Annotated in this window: 18 protein-coding genes and 2 pseudogenes; 10 read left to right on the plus strand and 10 right to left on the minus strand. The window is 44.5% G+C overall.

Annotation, left to right across the window (positions count from 1 at the left end; translation table 11 throughout):
- Nucleotides 1–2: 2 nt before the first annotated feature.
- From P6M73_RS10850 to P6M73_RS10865, 4 genes are read right to left on the minus strand one after another with little or no spacing between them, the layout of a single operon-like run.
- The gene (locus P6M73_RS10850) at nt 3–836 is read right to left on the minus strand and encodes a hypothetical protein (protein ID WP_277853072.1); all 834 of its coding nucleotides are present in this window, start codon (nt 834–836) and stop codon (nt 3–5) included.
- Nucleotides 836–1,093 carry a hypothetical protein gene (locus P6M73_RS10855; RefSeq protein ID WP_277853073.1) on the minus strand — a complete coding sequence of 86 codons (258 nt, stop codon included), beginning with the start codon at nt 1,091–1,093 and terminating at the stop codon, nt 836–838. Before P6M73_RS10855 ends, P6M73_RS10850 begins: the two co-directional genes overlap by 1 nt.
- A gap of 11 nt (nt 1,094–1,104) precedes the next feature.
- Nucleotides 1,105–1,881, minus strand: coding sequence for a phage tail family protein (locus P6M73_RS10860; RefSeq protein ID WP_277853074.1), 777 nt, complete (start codon nt 1,879–1,881; stop codon nt 1,105–1,107).
- 11 nt (nt 1,882–1,892) lie between these two features.
- On the minus strand, nt 1,893–4,184 hold the full coding sequence (locus tag P6M73_RS10865; protein ID WP_277853075.1) for a phage tail protein: 2,292 nt from the start codon (nt 4,182–4,184) through the stop codon (nt 1,893–1,895).
- A gap of 149 nt (nt 4,185–4,333) precedes the next feature.
- Between P6M73_RS10865 and P6M73_RS10870 the strand changes: the two genes are divergently transcribed.
- The 8 genes and pseudogenes from P6M73_RS10870 to P6M73_RS10900 all read left to right on the plus strand — a co-directional run bounded on the left by P6M73_RS10870 (nt 4,334) and on the right by P6M73_RS10900 (nt 9,627).
- Nucleotides 4,334–4,573, plus strand: a complete 240-nt coding sequence (locus tag P6M73_RS10870; RefSeq protein ID WP_277853076.1) for a hypothetical protein — start codon at nt 4,334–4,336, stop codon at nt 4,571–4,573.
- A 196-nt stretch (nt 4,574–4,769) separates the two neighbouring features.
- Nucleotides 4,770–5,249 (plus strand): DUF6431 domain-containing protein, encoded by a 480-nt coding sequence (locus P6M73_RS10875; protein ID WP_277853077.1) that lies wholly within the window; start codon nt 4,770–4,772, stop codon nt 5,247–5,249.
- 60 nt (nt 5,250–5,309) lie between these two features.
- On the plus strand, nt 5,310–6,665 hold the full coding sequence (locus P6M73_RS10880; RefSeq protein WP_277853078.1) for a DDE-type integrase/transposase/recombinase: 1,356 nt from the start codon (nt 5,310–5,312) through the stop codon (nt 6,663–6,665).
- The gene (locus P6M73_RS10885; protein WP_277853079.1) at nt 6,658–7,002 is read left to right on the plus strand and encodes an ATP-binding protein; all 345 of its coding nucleotides are present in this window, start codon (nt 6,658–6,660) and stop codon (nt 7,000–7,002) included. The genes P6M73_RS10880 and P6M73_RS10885 overlap by 8 nt, the downstream gene beginning before the upstream one ends.
- Complete coding sequence (locus P6M73_RS10890) at nt 7,002–7,457, plus strand: ExeA family protein (protein WP_277853080.1); 456 nt, start codon at nt 7,002–7,004, stop codon at nt 7,455–7,457. Before P6M73_RS10885 ends, P6M73_RS10890 begins: the two co-directional genes overlap by 1 nt.
- 188 nt (nt 7,458–7,645) lie before the next feature.
- Nucleotides 7,646–7,786 (plus strand): annotated as a pseudogene (locus tag P6M73_RS17010) (hypothetical protein); the annotation flags it as partial.
- 45 nt (nt 7,787–7,831) lie between these two features.
- Nucleotides 7,832–8,068, plus strand: coding sequence for a hypothetical protein (locus P6M73_RS10895; RefSeq protein WP_277853081.1), 237 nt, complete (start codon nt 7,832–7,834; stop codon nt 8,066–8,068).
- Nucleotides 8,053–9,627 (plus strand): recombinase family protein, encoded by a 1,575-nt coding sequence (locus tag P6M73_RS10900; RefSeq protein ID WP_277853082.1) that lies wholly within the window; start codon nt 8,053–8,055, stop codon nt 9,625–9,627. The genes P6M73_RS10895 and P6M73_RS10900 overlap by 16 nt, the downstream gene beginning before the upstream one ends.
- Before the next feature lie 115 nt (nt 9,628–9,742).
- Here the strand turns inward: P6M73_RS10900 and P6M73_RS10905 are convergent, their stop codons facing one another.
- Both P6M73_RS10905 and P6M73_RS10910 read right to left on the minus strand, forming a co-directional pair.
- On the minus strand, nt 9,743–10,279 hold the full coding sequence (locus P6M73_RS10905; protein WP_277853083.1) for a DUF4760 domain-containing protein: 537 nt from the start codon (nt 10,277–10,279) through the stop codon (nt 9,743–9,745).
- A 328-nt stretch (nt 10,280–10,607) separates the two neighbouring features.
- Nucleotides 10,608–11,696 (minus strand): HAD-IB family phosphatase, encoded by a 1,089-nt coding sequence (locus P6M73_RS10910; RefSeq protein WP_277853084.1) that lies wholly within the window; start codon nt 11,694–11,696, stop codon nt 10,608–10,610.
- 330 nt (nt 11,697–12,026) lie between these two features.
- Here P6M73_RS10910 and P6M73_RS10915 point away from each other — a divergent pair, with 330 nt between their 5' ends.
- Nucleotides 12,027–12,467 (plus strand): helix-turn-helix domain-containing protein, encoded by a 441-nt coding sequence (locus P6M73_RS10915; protein ID WP_277853085.1) that lies wholly within the window; start codon nt 12,027–12,029, stop codon nt 12,465–12,467.
- Nucleotides 12,468–12,473: 6 nt separating this feature from the next.
- Here P6M73_RS10915 and P6M73_RS10920 read toward each other — a convergent pair whose 3' ends face one another.
- The 4 genes and pseudogenes from P6M73_RS10920 to P6M73_RS10935 all read right to left on the minus strand — a co-directional run.
- Nucleotides 12,474–13,418, minus strand: a complete 945-nt coding sequence (locus P6M73_RS10920; RefSeq protein ID WP_277853086.1) for a hypothetical protein — start codon at nt 13,416–13,418, stop codon at nt 12,474–12,476.
- Between the two features lie 9 nt (nt 13,419–13,427).
- Complete coding sequence (locus P6M73_RS10925) at nt 13,428–13,586, minus strand: hypothetical protein (protein ID WP_277853087.1); 159 nt, start codon at nt 13,584–13,586, stop codon at nt 13,428–13,430.
- A 12-nt stretch (nt 13,587–13,598) separates the two neighbouring features.
- The gene (locus tag P6M73_RS10930; RefSeq protein WP_277853088.1) at nt 13,599–13,904 is read right to left on the minus strand and encodes a helix-turn-helix transcriptional regulator; all 306 of its coding nucleotides are present in this window, start codon (nt 13,902–13,904) and stop codon (nt 13,599–13,601) included.
- Between the two features lie 206 nt (nt 13,905–14,110).
- Nucleotides 14,111–14,707, minus strand: a pseudogene (locus P6M73_RS10935) (N-6 DNA methylase); the annotation flags it as partial.
- Nucleotides 14,708–14,835: 128 nt separating this feature from the next.
- Between P6M73_RS10935 and P6M73_RS10940 the strand changes: the two are divergent.
- Nucleotides 14,836–16,434 (plus strand): IS1634 family transposase, encoded by a 1,599-nt coding sequence (locus P6M73_RS10940; RefSeq protein WP_277853089.1) that lies wholly within the window; start codon nt 14,836–14,838, stop codon nt 16,432–16,434.
- Nucleotides 16,435–16,537 lie beyond the last annotated feature (103 nt).

Consider the following 16,537-nt stretch of genomic DNA (forward strand, 5'->3'; position numbering starts at 1 on the left):
CCTTATAACCAGCTTCCAACAGTGACGATGCAGCGGCCTGCTCTGGGGCCAAGAATCAAGAGGGGGTTGCCCAGGGTATGACGGACATAAACAGTGGAGCTTAAAGATCCCGGCGCAATGCTGGTGATATCCAAAGTGGCAGTCCATGGACCTTCTTCAGAAAAAGACAGACTCAGATCGCCATGGTTTAACTGAAGGTTGACGTTACTTGCGATCTTCGATGAGCTGGAGTTTTTCAGTTTGAAGGAATCGATGACTGTGGTTCCTTCTGGCCGATCTCCCCAGTCTTTTAATGCTGTTTTTTCATTGCCGGCAGTGTCGCAAAACAAGATATCATCCGGGGTTTCACCTGCAGCTTTTCGCCCATAAAAATGAACGTAGCGTAGGTGCAAACCATATTCAGAATAAGCTCGAAAGCGAACGACCTTATATGTGGTTGAGAAAGAAATGGGCTTAATCCCCTCTCTCCTATAATAAATACCTGAGTTAGTGGAATGAATCGTCCCTGATGGAAATACAGCAGTTTCCCAAGTCCCATCCATACCATTGGTCGTGTCGTTGCTTCCTTGCAGCTCATAAAAGGTAACCCCATAATATTCGCCCGCTCCATTTATAATGCCTGCTTCAATTTCCATTCTTTCCGGGAAAAAGAACCAGTATACCTGGCCAGAATCAGTGAAAACATTAGTCACATCTTCATCATTCAGTTCGCCTGCCTGACTGGATGTAAGCCATCGATCCATTCCATTGGCATAAGTATTATTCCCGCGGTAGCCAACCACCGTACCGTTAATGTCATAGGGGATGCGCCTGCTGAGGATTTCTGAATAACCCATTATTCATCCCCCTCTTTGATTTCCGTTTCGATCAGATGCTTCTCAACAATTCTGTTAAAGAATGCTTCATCATATTCCTCGGGCACCCATAACTTCAGGGTGTCCCCGTTTGTGAAGATGCGCACGTAAACAACGACCTCCCCGGCTGAATCCAGTTCTGGTGCCAGCTCAGGTGCAGACGCATAAATTTCCTCATAGAGTTTCCCTGGACTCACTTCCTTGGTGTAGACCAGTTCTTTTTTTCCTTCTTCGATCATTGGGATTCCTCCTAAAAATACGGTGGGTAATATTCAATCGTCACACTGCCACCGGATGTGCCCGTTTCAAGTTTCAGTTCATTCATCCTCGCGTCCAAACTCATCCAGTGACTGTCCCCACCATGGTAGAGGGCGGAGATCAGGTTGTCGCCAGCTTTTGTACAAGTGAAACTGCCAGTATCAAGAATGACCGTCTCGCCCGCTGCAATGACGCCCATAAACTGGACCCAAATGCCGCTGCCCTTATGGCGGAGTATGGGATTAGCCAGCGGTCCCTGGAATTTGATGATCATGTCGCTGCAAGGAGCGGAACCACTATTCGTATGCGTCCATTCAAAAACACCAGTCGCTATGCTTCGAGTGTCTGCCTGAAGAGTCGTCCCATAAAAAAAGGGATCGGCAAGTTCAATCTCCAGGGCAAACTTGGCATACCCCGGGCCTTTGCGGACAAAATGGATCTCAGTGCAGACTTCGCCGAAGGCTTCCCGGACTTCTCCATTTCGAAGGATCCGCTGCAGGCTGTATTGACCTGGACTGCCGATGCCTCTTAAAAATTCATCAATGTGAAGATCGAGCTCTGGGCGGTCTTTGCCCTTGATCCACATGGAGAGCACCACTTTTCGTCGGTCAAAGCGCTTCTTGATCCACCGCTTGCCGTGGGCAAAGGGAACCTGTAGGTCACCTCCCCGATACCTTGGAATTCCGATCCCCTCCAGGACTTCCTCCACATCCCATTTCCCTCTTTGAGAAAGACTCATTCCGTGGAAGATCCACTGTTCTTTTGCCATCAGGTCACCTCCTAGACCAAACCGTAGGAATGTTTGAGCAGAGTTGATCGGACACTATCTGCTGCCGGTTCCGGCTTGGGGTTATTAATCACGATCTCGTAGTTATTGGCAGTATTGTTTGAGGCAGGAGCTGCCGGATTGTTTGGTCCAGCAGATCCCCGGATCGATGTATCCACATCCACATCGAGGCCATCAAACTTAGTCGGAATAGCCTTTTTCATATCATCCTCAACACCTCGCAGGGCATCGGTAAATCCGACACCGATACCCTGTCCCATATTGGAGCCGATTCCGGCAAAGACGGTGGAGGGCGAATGGATCCCCAGGAGATTTTTCGCACCATCAACCACTCCCCCAAAGAAGCCGCCGACCTTATCACCCAGCCAATCCTTTGTGGATTTGATCCCATCCCATAGGCCATTCACAATGTTTTTACCGATATCAAAGACTGAAGCGACCGCAGCCGAGAGTCCTTCAACGATAGCGGTGATGATTTCTGGAAGGCGCTCAACCAGCTGGGGAATCGCTTCAATGAGACCTGCGGCCAATTGCACGGTCAGCTCAATACCAAGGGCAATGATCTCCGGTAGGTTTTCGGTAATGAAATTGACGATGGTAAGAATGATCTCGGGGAGTGCTTCCACGAGCTCCGGCAAGGCTTCCAGGAGCCCCTGGGCCAAACCCTTAATGATGGCAAAGGCAGCTGCCAGGATCTGATCCATATTCTCCAGGAGGACCTGAACGATTAATAAAATAGCTGCCACAATAGAAGGGATCAGCTCCGGCAGCGCTTCAGCAAGTCCGAGGGATAATGTGAGGATCATCTGAATGGCCGCCTCTAAAAGCGCCGGGAGATTATCAATGATGCCTTGGACCAGAGTCAGGACCAGCTGCAGTGCCCCTTCCGTGAGTACCGGCAGCGCTTCGATTAATCCCTGCAGGAGCGTCATCACAATGGAAGATGCTGATTCTACGAGGATTGGCAGGTTTTCAATGATGGCATCGCCTATGGCCATGACGATATCCATTGCCACCTGAATGATCTTTGGGAGGTGCTCAAGGATCATGTCCGTAAGACCCCCGACTGTTTCACCGATGACTTCGCTGATTTTGTCAAAGTCCCCGCCAGCTGAGGCAAGGCCTGTGGTGAATTCACCGAGTAGGCTCGTGCCATCATCAGCTAGGGTCTGGAGCTGGGGCAGCAGGACGGTCCCCATCACCCGCTGCGCCGCCTCAGAGCCTTGTTTGAGCCGCTGCACAGAATCATCAAAGGCACCGAGCTTACTGATGCTATCTTCGCTTAAAACCGCACCCATCTTCTGGGCTTCATCAGTCAGCGCGGCAATCCCCTCACTCCCCTGAGCGATCAGGGGATTTAAGTCCTGGGCGCTTTTTCCCAGGATCTGCATGGCGATGGCATCGCGCTCTGTTTCGTTGGTGACTTTGCCCAGGGCATCGATGACTTCCCAGTAGACCTTCTCGCCATCCCGGAGCTTTCCGTTGGAGTCCGTGACCTTCACCCCGAGCTGGTCATAGGCTTCGGCAATGGAGCCAGTCCCTTTACGAGCCGTAGACATGGATTTGATTTGTTTGGCCATGGATCCGGTCAGGGTCTCCATGGATACATCGACTAGATCCGCTGCATAGTTGTATGCCTGGAGGCTCTCAACGCTCATTCCGGTGACGGTGGATTGGGTGATCATCTCATCGGCAAAAGCAGCCGCTTCCACGGACATATCCACCAGCGCCTTACCTGCACCTACCGCAGCAGTTCCTACTGCCGCAAAGGCAACACCCATCCCGACGCCGATGCCCTTGACGACGGATCCGAGTTTTTGGAACTTGCCTTTCGCTGAATTGGCATCCTTGGCGGCTTTCTCTAATTCATCCCCAAACTGATCGGCTTGTTTTTCAGCATCATCAAACTCATCTGCGACTTGGTCCAGGGCCTTCTCGTTCCCTTTGAGTTCGCGCTCCATGCCATTTAACTCAGCCTGGGCGTTATTAAGCTGGACTGCCCAGTTTTGAGTTCGGCGATCATTCTCACCAAAGGAGGCGGACGCATTCTCCAGGGCTTTGCGCAGAGTTTCGATCTTGTCCCTCTGGGAGTCAATCTGTTTATTTAAGACTTCATTCTTGGCGGTGAGAGATTCGATGCTGCTTTCATTTTTCCCAAACTCAGACTCGACAAGTTTCATTTCAGAGCCTAGGACTTTAAAGGATTGATTGATCTCAGAGAGTGATTTCTTGAACTCTTTCTCGCCTTCGACTCCGATCTTTAATCCGAAATTATCATATCCCATATGTGTAGTTATCCTCCTTTCTCTCGTGAGTTATTGTAAAATCGAATATTTGGCAATAATCTTCTCGGATAATTATTGCTGTGCTGTTGCTATACTTGTCTTAAGGAATCGCATATGCATTCCAAAAATATTTGAAAGGAGCAAGTATTATGGACAACAGCACAAGTAACTATTGGCACATGCTTAAGACAGACTTTATGGACTACATCAAAAGTGGGAGAAATCACCCACGAGAGTACAAAAACTTCAGCAGATCTATCGACCTATTAGTAAATTATGCTATCGAAAATGATCATGCTGAGTACACACCAGAGTTAGGTATGGATTTTTATGAATCCGAGAAAGAACGTGGCTATCATGTGTTTATGCCGGAACCAATCGTCCTATAGTAGCCAGCCTTGCCTGTCCGTAAATAGACGGATATAATGTCCATAATAATATTGTGGAGGACAAAAAGAGATCCTCCCTGACTCTATGGTTAGCGCCGAGTCATCAGGGAGGATCCTTACTAAGTTATTAGCATGATCAGTATATCAAAATACGTTTTAGAATGGAATCCCGATCAGGGTGTTTTTTGTTCGGAGTATGGAGAAAAGCATATGTCCCATCTGTCATCAGTCGCTTAAGGTCATTGGCTCCCGCAGGAGATCAGTGATCGACGAGAATGGGGATGTCATGATCCTGGTGCTTCGTCGCCTGCGCTGTACCAACCCCGGTTGCGGGAAGATTCATCACGAACTTCCGGATCTCTTAACTCCCTATAAGCGGCAGACCACAACGATCCTGGAGCAGATCATCACCGGTCAACATGAAGCGGTGCCCGTTGAGAATTCGACCATTCGGCGGGTCCGAGCCTGGTTCAACTCCAGAGCCCACGCTATAGTCGGTGCTCTGCTCAGTACATATGCTACAGTCACTCAGGACTATGGGGTCGACTTTTCCGATCTGCCTCAGTCCATACTCGAGAGGATTTTCTTCTTTGTAGGCGAGCCTGCGGGCTGGCTGAAAAAGGTTGTCCGGATTTTAGTCAACAATCACCGATGGCCACATACCCAGTTGGCATAGGTGTCCACCGAGGAGTCCTTTAAAATCATGTCATCACTCGAAATTGAATGGAGGCATGACATGAAGGACAAGGAAAAAGCACAGGAAATAGCGACGCAACGGGCGATTCTACTGGCGCCCCTTCTTTCCCATGACTTGGACAAGGGGCAGATCCGGGTGCTTAAGGAGCAGATCTGCCGCGAGGCTGGGATTTCCGAGCGGACCTTACGGCGATATCTGAATAGTTATCAGCAGAAGGGATTTTCCGGACTGATACCGCAGGCGAGGGTATCGCAGGATTCAAGAGCCATCCCGACGCTGGTGTTGGACGAAGCCGTGCGGCTGCGCAAAGAGATCCCGTCCAGAAGTGTGGCTGAGATCATTCGAATCATGGAATGGGAAGGCCTCACCGAAGCTGGCGCGATCAAGCGAAGCAGCCTGCAGGAGAAATTGCAGGAGAAGGGCTACAGCGGGAAGCATATGGCCATCTATGCCGCTGGCGGTGTAGCTACCCGCCGATTTCAAAAACGCACCCGCAACAAACTGTGGCATTCGGATATCAAGTATGGCTGTTACCTGCCGATCGGTCCTGGAAACAAGCCGCAGCAGGTCTATCTGGTGGCGTTTTTGGACGACGCTACCCGGATGATCCTCCATGCCCAGTTCTACTCGAACCTGGAGCAGAGCATCGTTGAGGATTGCTTCCGCAAAGCCATCCTCAAGTGGGGAATTCCAGAGCAGGCATACTTCGATAACGGCCGCCAGTTTAAAAATAAGTGGATGTCCAGAGCCTGCGCAAAGCTTGGCATCCGGCTGATCTTCGCAAAGCCCTACTCCCCGGAAGGCACTGGGAAAATAGAAAAGTTCAATCAGAATATCGATCGGTTTCTCGATGAGTATAAATTCGATAACTCGGAGCGATCTCTGGAGGCTATGAATGAGCGGTTCTGGATCTGGCTGGAAGAATGCTACCAGAACAAACCGCATACCGCACTCAATGGAACGACCCCGCATCAGGCGTATAATCTGGATCCCAGGCCCTTGAAATATCTGCCGGCGGAGAAGGTCGCCAACGCCTTTTTGCACGCCGAGACCAGAAAAGTCGACAAGAGTGGCTGCATCAACTTTGGCGGCGCGAAGTATGAAGTTGGGCTACCCTATGTGGCTCGCAGCGTGGAAGTGGTCTATGACCCCAGTAACACCGAGGAACTGAGCATTGAGTATCAGGATGACAAACCCTTTGTGGTGAGAAAGCTGGTCATTGGGGAGCGGGTGGCGCCCAAGCCTCAGCTGCCGGAGTTCCTGACTCCAGTCAAGCCAACCTCTTCCCGGTTACTCGATGGTGCCCAAAAGCAGAATCAGAAGCGAAAAGACAAACAGCAGTCTACGGCCATCTCTTTCAAAGACATAAGAAAAGGGGGTGGCAGTGATGTTTGAAGCGTTTTATGGCTTCAAGAAAACTCCATTCTGTCGGGATCTGCCGACGACGGAACTATTCCCCTCCAATACGCTGGAGGAGTCCCTGAGCAGATTATCCTATGTCGCCGAACGGCAACTCTTCTGTGTACTCACCGGAGAGTGCGGCACTGGTAAGACGACCACCATTCGCCGATTCCGCGATCAACTGGATGACACCAGATACACCCTGATCTATCTGGCAGACTCGAAAATGACGCCGAGAAATTTCTACAAAGGGATGCTGGATCAGCTGGGGGCCGAATCAAGATTCTATCGAGGGATCCCAAACGCCAGCTGCATAAAGAGATCGAGCTGATGAAAGGGCTCCACAATAAGCGTCCGGTGGTCGTTGTCGATGAGGCGCATCTGTTGGATCGAGAAATGCTTGAAGAGGTACGTTTTCTCCTCAACTTCCGGATGGATGCCGTCAGTCCCATGGCACTGGTACTGGTGGGCCAGGTCGAGCTATGGGAGAAGCTCCAGATGCAGTCCTATACGGCGATCCGGCAACGGATCGACATCCAGTGCAAAATGCAATTGATGGACCACTCACAGGTGAAGGGATACATGAAACGCCACCTGGAATATGCCGGGATCGACCATGAGCTCTTCTCAGATGAGGCTACTGAGGCGATCTATCGATATTCCGGTGGATCCGCCAGGCTAGTCAACCAAGTGTGTACCAGCACCCTGATTTTTGGTTACCAAAGTGGAAAGCGAATCATTGACGACCACATGGTCAAACTGGTCATCAATGGTGAACTGAGCTAAACAAAATGGCAAGTTGAAATTTCTCTCAACTTGCCATTCTTTCCAGCAATTCCCGGACAAGAAATACCATCAACTTCTGGACAAGGAACAATAGCAGTAACAATGAGAGAAGACGCCAATGGGGTGATCTACACAAGCGAAAGGACACCAATCCCAATAAGTCGAGTTACAACGAATTCACTGGTTTCATAAAGTGTGGTCAATGCGGCTCAAATTATCGGTGTCAATCAACAAACTTAAAAGATGGCACTCGAATTCAAACCTGGCATTGCACAGGCCCTTACGGGGGATGCGATCGGGTTAGCATCAAGGACCATACCCTGAAGGCACTTGTAACTGAAATCCTCGAGCTAGACTCCTTTGATGAAGGTGCCATGGATGAGAAGATTGAATATGCGAGCATACTTGGTGATTCTGTAACCTTCCACTTCCGCGATGGACATAAAGTTTCAAGTGTCTTTCATGAAAAACGAAAAGGTACAAAATGGACTGAAGAACGTAGAGTGAAGCAAACCCAAGCCATAAGGGACAGCTGGACCGAGGAACGTCGAGCAGCAGCCAGTGCAAAAATGAGAGAACGAAGGAGCAAGAAGAAATGGCCAAATCAGTAACTACGATACCGGCAACCATTAGCCGCTTCACGGCAATGCCTTTTAGTGAAAATAAAAAGCGCCGTACAGCCGGTTATGCTCGCGTCTCAACTGACAGCGACGAGCAGTTCACAAGTTATGAGGCGCAGGTGGACTATTACACGAATTTCATTAAGGGTCGTGACGACTGGGAGTTTGTTGAGGTCTACACTGATGAGGGCATCACCGGAACTAATACGAAACACCGTCAAGGCTTTAAGAGGATGATTGCCGATGCTCTTTCAGGGCGAATAGACCTCATCGTCACAAAGTCGGTCAGCCGCTTTGCCAGAAACACCGTGGACAGTTTAACGACGGTCCGTCAGCTTAAGGAAAAGGGCGTCGAGATCTTTTTCGAGAAGGAAAACATCTGGACTCTCGACAGTAAGGGTGAGCTGCTCATTACCATCATGTCTTCCCTGGCCCAAGAAGAAAGCCGATCGATTTCTGAGAACTGCACCTGGGGCCAAAGAAAGCGCTTTGCAGATGGCAAGGTCACCGTGCCCTTCAACCGGTTTCTAGGCTATGATCGTGGCGAAGATGGCAATCTGGTCATTAATGAAGATCAGGCTGTTACAGTGAAGCGCATCTACAGCATGTTTTTGAAAGGAATGACACCCTTTGGTATTGCAGGGCAACTGACTAGTGAGGGGATCCTTTCACCGGGTGGAAAGAATCGCTGGAACGCCGCATCAGTGCGCAGCATCTTATGTAATGAGAAATACCGAGGGGATGCCCTCCTACAAAAGAGCTATACGGTAGATTTTCTCACTAAAAAGAAGAAGGTCAATGAAGGCGAAATCCCTCAATACTATGTAAAGAACAATCACCCGGCAATTATCACTTCGGATGTCTTCGAAATGGTACAGCGGGAACTGGCGCGACGTAACCAAAGTCGAGGCCGGCATAGTGGTGTCCATTTATTCTCTGGCAGGATCAAATGCGGCCAGTGCGGACACTGGTATGGTTCAAAGGTCTGGCATTCCACAGACAAATACCGCCGCACCATCTGGCGCTGTAATCATAAATTTAATCATGATGAGGTTTGTACGACTCCCCACTTAACCGATAAGGAGATCCAGAATGTCTACCTTTCAGCACTACGGAAGTTACTTGCCGACAAAACTGAGATCCTGGCGGCCTTTGAAGAAGCCAAAGATGTTGCATTTGACCTGAGCGGATTGACTGCAGAGAGACATGAACTGCAAACGGAACTCCAGGTAGTCTCTGAGCTGACACATCAGTGCATCAACGAAAATGCCCGAATCGCCCTCGATCAGTCCGACTACCAAAAAAGATATAATGCCCTAACCGAGCGCTTTGAAAGAGCAAAGTCCAGGCTGGATGAAGTAACCGAAGAAATCAGTGACAAAGAAGTACGACAGGCGACAATCGAAGCTTTCCTCAACGAACTTAAGGATCTTGAGGGAGTAGCTGAGTTTCAGTCGGCGCTTTGGTATAGCCTCGCGGACTTTATGACGATCTACAACAAGGATGATGTAAGGGTTACTTTTAAGGACGGGAATGAGATAAAAGCATAGGGCGACTTGAGATCGAGTATAACATTTCACCTCCCACAATATGTTTATTATGGGAGGTGATCATTTTATTAGGATATGTTCTAAAAACCGGACTCTCCGGAATTTATCATCCATGTTAACTGTATAATAATCTTTGAGGATCCTCTTCTTGACCGCCCTTTTTTTTGTTTGTTATTTCTCTTATTCTGTTAACCATCTTTTCAAAATCCTCGTACAAATTAGGTCGGCCAAGTGAAGTTCTACGTAAGTCAATGTATTCTTTTAATTTTTCGTATTTATTAGTCGTTGATCGACCAGCAATTCTCATAAAGATACTGAGATCATAAACTTCAGTATTTATACCAACTGAAAACCCTTCTATTAAATCCAAGTAATCACGAATTGCTTCCAAGGCTTCTTTAACTTTGGGGTTACTGTCCGCGTTAATCATCAATTCATTGGTTATGCGTATATCCTTTAGAAATTCTTCAAGGATTCTATCCAACTCATATGAGACAATTTTTAAATGGCCATAAAACTCAATGGTGGACTGCTTTTTTCTTCGTTCATGATCCGCAATGAAACTTTTCTTTGTCAAATCAAACTGCCTAACTGCAACAATAACACCAACACAAACACAAATATTTGCAATTAAGGTACTAAAGTTAAACATATATATACCTCCTATCCAACAGTTTGTTACAGCTCGTCCTTCAGAGATATTCGCTTCTCATGCATAGGTTGCAAGACTAGTGGCGGCAGATATTATTGAGCTAAGTAAGAAAATGGTATAGTGACACACTGGAAAGTGGAAATAACTGCAGTTCGTTCGCCATAAAATCTCCTCCTATCATCCTATCTAATTTGTCTGGTTTCTCACCTACAGAATAACTTGAAAAGGAGATAAATCATATAACCAATTTTAACAAAAAGAAGGCAACACTTTTATCACAGAAATCTGTTGACCGCTGTCACAAAGTGTCACGATATTAGAATCCATTTTAAGTATAAGGTAAAATTTCTGTTAAATCTTTACACAACTCTATGTAGTTGTCCCACACAGTTGAATCCGACGGGTCAGTAAGAATGGGATTTATACACAATGTTCTTGCCCTCGAAGAACGAGCAAACTTATCATTTATTGAGTTTCCTATAAAAAGGATTTCTTCTGGTTTTATCTTAAGATCTTTGGCTACCTGTTTTATAAAATCTGCCTTACCTTCAAAATCAAACTTTGTGCCATTAATCTCTTTTAGAAAACCGCTACCGGCATCGTAAACAAATATGTTCGCCATTGTTGATTCAACATATTTCTTCAAATTATTCAGGACTACTTCAATTACAGTACCTATGGAACCAGAAACGATGTATATTTTTATATCTCGTTTTTTCAATTCATCAAACGTTTGTTTTACACCTTTTATGAGGTGAATCCGTTTTGCAACTTTTTCAACAGTCAAGCGATGTAAGTGTTTTGCGCAAAACATTATTTCTGTTTGCTTGCACCATTCCTCATGCGTAATTTCATTATCATTAAATTTTTTATGAAGATTCTTGCATTCGGTTTTATCATAACCTAGTTCTATCCAAATTTTTTCCCAGGTTGTGTCCTTAGATTCTCCAGCCGTTAATGTACCATCAAAATCAAAAATTACCGCTCTCGTAATTATTGATCGCTCCAATGACTGGGCTCTTTTATCTCGGAAAAAAGTGAAATCACTTTTTGCAAAGGAGTAACAAATTGATAGGATTTCACAGATAAATTTTTTCTGAAGAGGATTTGTCCTTAAAATTTGTGAATATGTTGCTTTTTGTCCTGCTTGAGTAAATAATTCTTTTGCCTTTTGATCAAAAAACTGAAATTTTTTAGCATCATCTTTAATACAGTCCAACAAGAAGCTTATAAGACTTTTAAATAAAGAGTCTTGTGGTAAATTTCTTCCGATTCGCCAATATCTAATAGTAGACTCACTAATTCCGAGTTTTTCGGCAATATCCTTATTGGTAATTTCATATAATTTTAGGATACTAGTAAAAAGTTCGGAGAATATTTTCTTCCACTCCAAATTTGTGTTTTTTTCCCGCGTCATGTAAACCCTCACAGCAAATATATTCTTATTATTATATATCAGTTTTTCGTTAAATTCTATCCTAACTTGTAAACGGGAAGACTGAATTATTGAATCATTGAAACTAAACAATTATTTAAGAGAAGCAACTACAATTTATTCTCATGATATTTTTTGATTAATATGACCTCGGGTATTTTAAGTTCATTCATACGATCTTTGCCGCAAGCAATCATTTCAATAGATTCTATAGGTGATTATGAAACTGAATGAATCACAGCCAAACCGATTTTAAATCGGGGGAAACATTTCGCCTCCCACAGTATTATTATTGTGGGAGGCGATCGTTTTATGACAATAGGTAAAAAAATAAGGATACTTCGGATCAACCGAGAATGGACACAGGCCACTTTAGCCGAAAAATTGAATATCTCTCCAGATACAGTCCAAAAATGGGAGGTTGAGAAAAACACACCGCCACTTGCAGCCCTGAAAGATATCGCTCAAATTCTGGATACATCTGTTGCTATACTTTCCGACGATGAAATGGATATCGTCGAATACCAGTTACTTGGGCAATACGATGTTTTTTCTGATCGCATCATAATATCCGATTCTCAGCATCAAGTCTATTATGCTAATCTCAGGAGGAGTGCTCACCTACATCGATTTATTAATTCTGGAGGGATTTTTTACTCTTCGATTTGCATTGGTTCCAAGGAGATTTGGTCTTGTGAAAGAAAACATGAAAAGCTGATGATCGACGCCTGGAACAATCAATGTCCAGTCTAATTTCAATTAATCCGGTATATCGTAGTAAACTCCATTATCGCGTTGTGATAAGAAAACTCTGAATGAATCATAATAATTTTTAACGACTGATGACAGCAGTGGCGAAAACGAAATGGCTTTGTCCCTTATGAATTTATAGTATGTATTGTCGAATTCCACATTGAAATCATTGACGATAATTCCTAATTTACAATCAACGAAAAGATGTTGTTGCAATGGTTCTCCCCCCAATGAACCGAGAACAGATACCATTCCTAAGAGGCACTGGTTGGTAAGGGCATGAAAAAGCCCCACAAATTCATGAAGTTCACTTTCTCTCGTTTTATATCTCCACTTCTCTTCTGTTATTCTTTGCTCAATACCACCGATGTATTCGTCATTAAATGAAGAGTAGTGATCTGAGGGAATGATTATTGATCGGCGACACGCATAATATTCATCAAATAAATTAAAAATGAGTGACTTTATTTGATGGTCATAACTTGTGGATGTATCCGGGGCAATTGTGTTGGAATGAAACTCCATATGGGCTAATTCGTGACAAAGTAAATTATAGGCATATTGCCTTTGAGAGATGACCCTCCTTGTATTGTCATCGTCGAGATTATTAAAATATATATTAAATAGTTCGTCATCAATTAAGAAGGTTGCCAGCTGAGGATCAATAAAGATGTAAAACTTATTATTTACTGAGTCATAGAGCATTTTCCCTAAAGCTCTGCCAAAATCATTATCGGTAACTGAAGGATTCTTAATATATAGGTTTTTTTGAAATTCGAGAACTTCTGAAACGAAGTTATCCGGTATGATGATCTTTTCCAAATTACTAATGTCAATAAAGTCAAAATATTTCTCAACGATTTTTTTAATCTCTGCTTCGTATAGATTTTTCAGGTCTGGAGTTACAGATATCCTTCCTAACAAATTCTTTGTATTGAACTCAACTTGCATGATTTTCTCCTATGATTTGTTATTGGATATTTTGTTTTTACTTATTAACTCCATAACAATTTCTTTCACTCCATGAATTATTTCAATCAGTACAGCATCACTTAGTTTTTGGTTCTCTTGGTTTTTATATACTATATTTTTCTGTACAGTCATAGCCTTATAGATCATGATAACCTCCATTTATTTTTTATTAGTCTTCCAAGTTTCAGCAATGGTATCGATGAATGCAACAAGTCCAGGGTATTTATCTTTAACATTAAAAATTGGGGTTTTCCTATAGTAAGCTAACTCTTCTGAAAATAATTCTTCGAGAGAAATGTCTAATTTCACCGATAATAAAAGTAGTGTTTCTACTTCAGGAAAACCTTCGCCTCGCTCCCACTTAGATACAGATTGTCTGCTAAAGTCGGGTCCAATGAAAGCTGCGACTTCTTCTTGCGTTAGTCCCTTATCTTCTCTTCTTTGCTTTAATTTTACGTTAAACATGATTCTATCCTCCTATCTCTTATATCTTAATATTATTCGGAATTTAGCCATGTGTCTAAAACTTGAAATTGCTATTGGCAACTTAAAGTTGCGTTGAGAAGTTAAAAATAACCGGTTTCCCGGCTTACCCTGCAAAACCCAACTTACCCTGCAAGAGGTAAATCTGTTGTGCAATCATTAAATTGTATCAATCTCTGTAAGATTATTTCATATATCTGGATTTCTCGGCGATCTTTCAAATGGTCAGAAATGATTTCGGACATTACTTGTGAAACTTCATGAGGAGTATAGAACTCGCCTGCTTTCTTTCCAGCGTTGGCAGCAAACATCCCAATGAGGTATTCGTAAATGTAGCCCAAGACATCATAATCTTGTTTAGCGTGCATTGGAATGTCTTTTAATAAATGGATCAGATCACTGATGGCCTTGGTCCTTTGACCGGATGTGTCCCCGAGTTTTGAAAGTCCGCTTTCTAAAGTATTGAATATCTTTTCAAAAACCTGTTTGTGAGTAGGATTGATAAGACGATTAAATGCTGAAAGTGCATCTGTCACATTTGAGATGTCAAAATCCTTTCCCATTGTTAACCAAGTGGAATAAAGGTCTTTATAAGAAATAAAATAACCGAGGTTTTCACGAATGTATTTGACCGTCTCGGAATCAGTTTCATCCAGATTTTGAATATCAGAAGTCGAAAAGCTATTTTCCCTTAAAAATTTAAGTTCGTTATCCGATAGATATTTATAAAAAATAAATCCAAGAATATAATCTTTATATTCATTAGCCTCGATTTTGGACCGCATCTTGTTACCTGGATTCCCGGCGAATTATAACGGGGAATGCTGGAAATCGTTGATATCACTGGATTAGCAGCATAATTTCTCTTGATTTTGCCTCATAAACACGTTATAATTATAACGTGAGGTGGCGCATGAATATCATCGATGTCAAAAACAAGAAAAACGGAGTTATCTACGTCTACGAATCCATCGACTACTGGGACAAAGAGAAGAAACAGTCTCGAAGTAAGCGTGTTTGTATTGGCAAACGTGATGAACAGGGCAATCTGATCCCTTCCAAACGACTCACTCAACCTCCGGTCTCCACTGTGATTAAACCAGGGCCGACTCCATCTACTTCCACTCGGCATGGTTATTTTGGCGCTACGTATCTGTTTGATGCGATCGGGGAGCAGCTGGGCATCACACAAGACTTGAAGGTATGCTTTCCGCAGATTTATAAGAAGATCCTCTCCGTGGCCTACTATTTGATTTTGGAGGACCGCAACTCCCTTCTTCGTTTCCCGAAATGGGATAGGACCCATTTTCATCCACATGGGGCCTGCATCTCTTCCCAACGAAGCAGTGATCTGTTCTCGATGATTACGGAAGAAGCAAAAGAACGTTTCTTTCGCTTGCAGGGCAAGCGCCGGATGGAAAATGAATATTGGGCCTATGATACCACCAGCATTTCGTCCTATTCAGAGTCTCTCAAACAAGTCAAATATGGGATGAACAAGGATCATGATCCGCTTCCCCAGATTAACCTGGCGCTGCTCTTTGGAGAAGACTCAGGCTTGCCGTTCTACTACAGAAAGCTGGCCGGCAACATCAGCGATATCTCGACCCTGAAGAAATTGCTGGCCGACTTAAAGCAACTTGATTTTGGCAAAGTTAAACTGGTCATGGATCGTGGCTTTTACAGTGAAGCCAACATCAATGCCCTTTATCAGAACAACCTGAAATTCCTGATTGCCACCAAAGTATCCCTGAAGTTTGTGCGAAAAGAATTAGACAAAGTCAGAGACAGCATAAAAACAAGGACCAACTACAACTCAATCTATCAGTTATACAGCCATTCCACCGCCATTGAATGGAACTACTCTCAAACAAGACCCCGCAAAGGCGATGTCATCAAGGATACTCGCCGCATGTATCTGCACATCTATTACAGTAGCGAGAAGGCGTTGGAACATGAGAGCCGCTTCAATCTGATGCTGGATCAGTTGGAGGCTGAGCTTACGAGCGGAAATCGAAAACCAGAGAACGAGAAGCAGTACGCCAAATACTTTGAACTGTCAGATACCCCGGTACGTGGAATCAAGATCATTCCCAAACAGGATGCCATCACTCGAGCTGAAAAGGACTATGGCTTTTTCGCGCTGTTAAGTAACGACATCAAGGATCCCATCATAGCCTTGGAGATTTACCGTAACAAAGATCTGGTCGAGAAGGCGTTTGGGAATCTTAAAGAAAGGCTCAATCTGAGGCGAACTGCAGTCTCATCTGAAAGCTCGCTGGACGGAAAGCTGTTTGTCCAATTCATTGCCCTGATTTTTATGTCCCATTTGAAAAAGACGATGGCCGATAAGGGTCTATTCCAAAACTACACCATGCAGGAGCTACTAGACGAACTTGATGTCATAGAAGCATTTGAAAATCCAGGGAAGGCTCTCCAAGTAGGCGAAGTGACCAAGAAGCAGGAAGGCTTGTATACGAACTTGGGAGTAGACCCGCCATCCACGTTATAATTTTTCGGGAATTTAGGTTGTTAGCTGTAGCCCATATTTTATTGGCAAGTTGCTGCTTATTCATTCTTTCCTCCGCATTATCTTTAAACATTTACATTTTGTT

It is taken from the genome of Anaerococcoides asporogena (assembly GCF_029590275.1).
In the GTDB taxonomy this organism is placed as follows: domain Bacteria; phylum Bacillota; class Clostridia; order Clostridiales; family Clostridiaceae; genus JG1575.

Coding starts and splice junctions, on each gene's coding strand:
- P6M73_RS10885 (WP_277853079.1), top strand. CDS start 6,658: ATGTTTGAAGCGTTTTATGGCTTCAAGAAAACTCCATTCTGTCGGGAT.
- P6M73_RS10865 (WP_277853075.1), bottom strand. CDS start 4,184: ATGGGATATGATAATTTCGGATTAAAGATCGGAGTCGAAGGCGAGAAA.
- P6M73_RS10875 (WP_277853077.1), top strand. CDS start 4,770: ATGGAGAAAAGCATATGTCCCATCTGTCATCAGTCGCTTAAGGTCATT.
- P6M73_RS10930 (WP_277853088.1), bottom strand. CDS start 13,904: ATGTTTAACGTAAAATTAAAGCAAAGAAGAGAAGATAAGGGACTAACG.
- P6M73_RS10860 (WP_277853074.1), bottom strand. CDS start 1,881: ATGGCAAAAGAACAGTGGATCTTCCACGGAATGAGTCTTTCTCAAAGA.
- P6M73_RS10880 (WP_277853078.1), top strand. CDS start 5,310: ATGAAGGACAAGGAAAAAGCACAGGAAATAGCGACGCAACGGGCGATT.
- P6M73_RS10855 (WP_277853073.1), bottom strand. CDS start 1,093: ATGATCGAAGAAGGAAAAAAAGAACTGGTCTACACCAAGGAAGTGAGT.
- P6M73_RS10870 (WP_277853076.1), top strand. CDS start 4,334: ATGGACAACAGCACAAGTAACTATTGGCACATGCTTAAGACAGACTTT.
- P6M73_RS10850 (WP_277853072.1), bottom strand. CDS start 836: ATGGGTTATTCAGAAATCCTCAGCAGGCGCATCCCCTATGACATTAAC.
- P6M73_RS10905 (WP_277853083.1), bottom strand. CDS start 10,279: ATGTTTAACTTTAGTACCTTAATTGCAAATATTTGTGTTTGTGTTGGT.
- P6M73_RS10890 (WP_277853080.1), top strand. CDS start 7,002: ATGAAAGGGCTCCACAATAAGCGTCCGGTGGTCGTTGTCGATGAGGCG.
- P6M73_RS10920 (WP_277853086.1), bottom strand. CDS start 13,418: ATGCAAGTTGAGTTCAATACAAAGAATTTGTTAGGAAGGATATCTGTA.
- P6M73_RS10900 (WP_277853082.1), top strand. CDS start 8,053: ATGGCCAAATCAGTAACTACGATACCGGCAACCATTAGCCGCTTCACG.
- P6M73_RS10910 (WP_277853084.1), bottom strand. CDS start 11,696: ATGACGCGGGAAAAAAACACAAATTTGGAGTGGAAGAAAATATTCTCC.
- P6M73_RS10940 (WP_277853089.1), top strand. CDS start 14,836: ATGAATATCATCGATGTCAAAAACAAGAAAAACGGAGTTATCTACGTC.
- P6M73_RS10915 (WP_277853085.1), top strand. CDS start 12,027: ATGACAATAGGTAAAAAAATAAGGATACTTCGGATCAACCGAGAATGG.
- P6M73_RS10895 (WP_277853081.1), top strand. CDS start 7,832: ATGGATGAGAAGATTGAATATGCGAGCATACTTGGTGATTCTGTAACC.
- P6M73_RS10925 (WP_277853087.1), bottom strand. CDS start 13,586: ATGATCTATAAGGCTATGACTGTACAGAAAAATATAGTATATAAAAAC.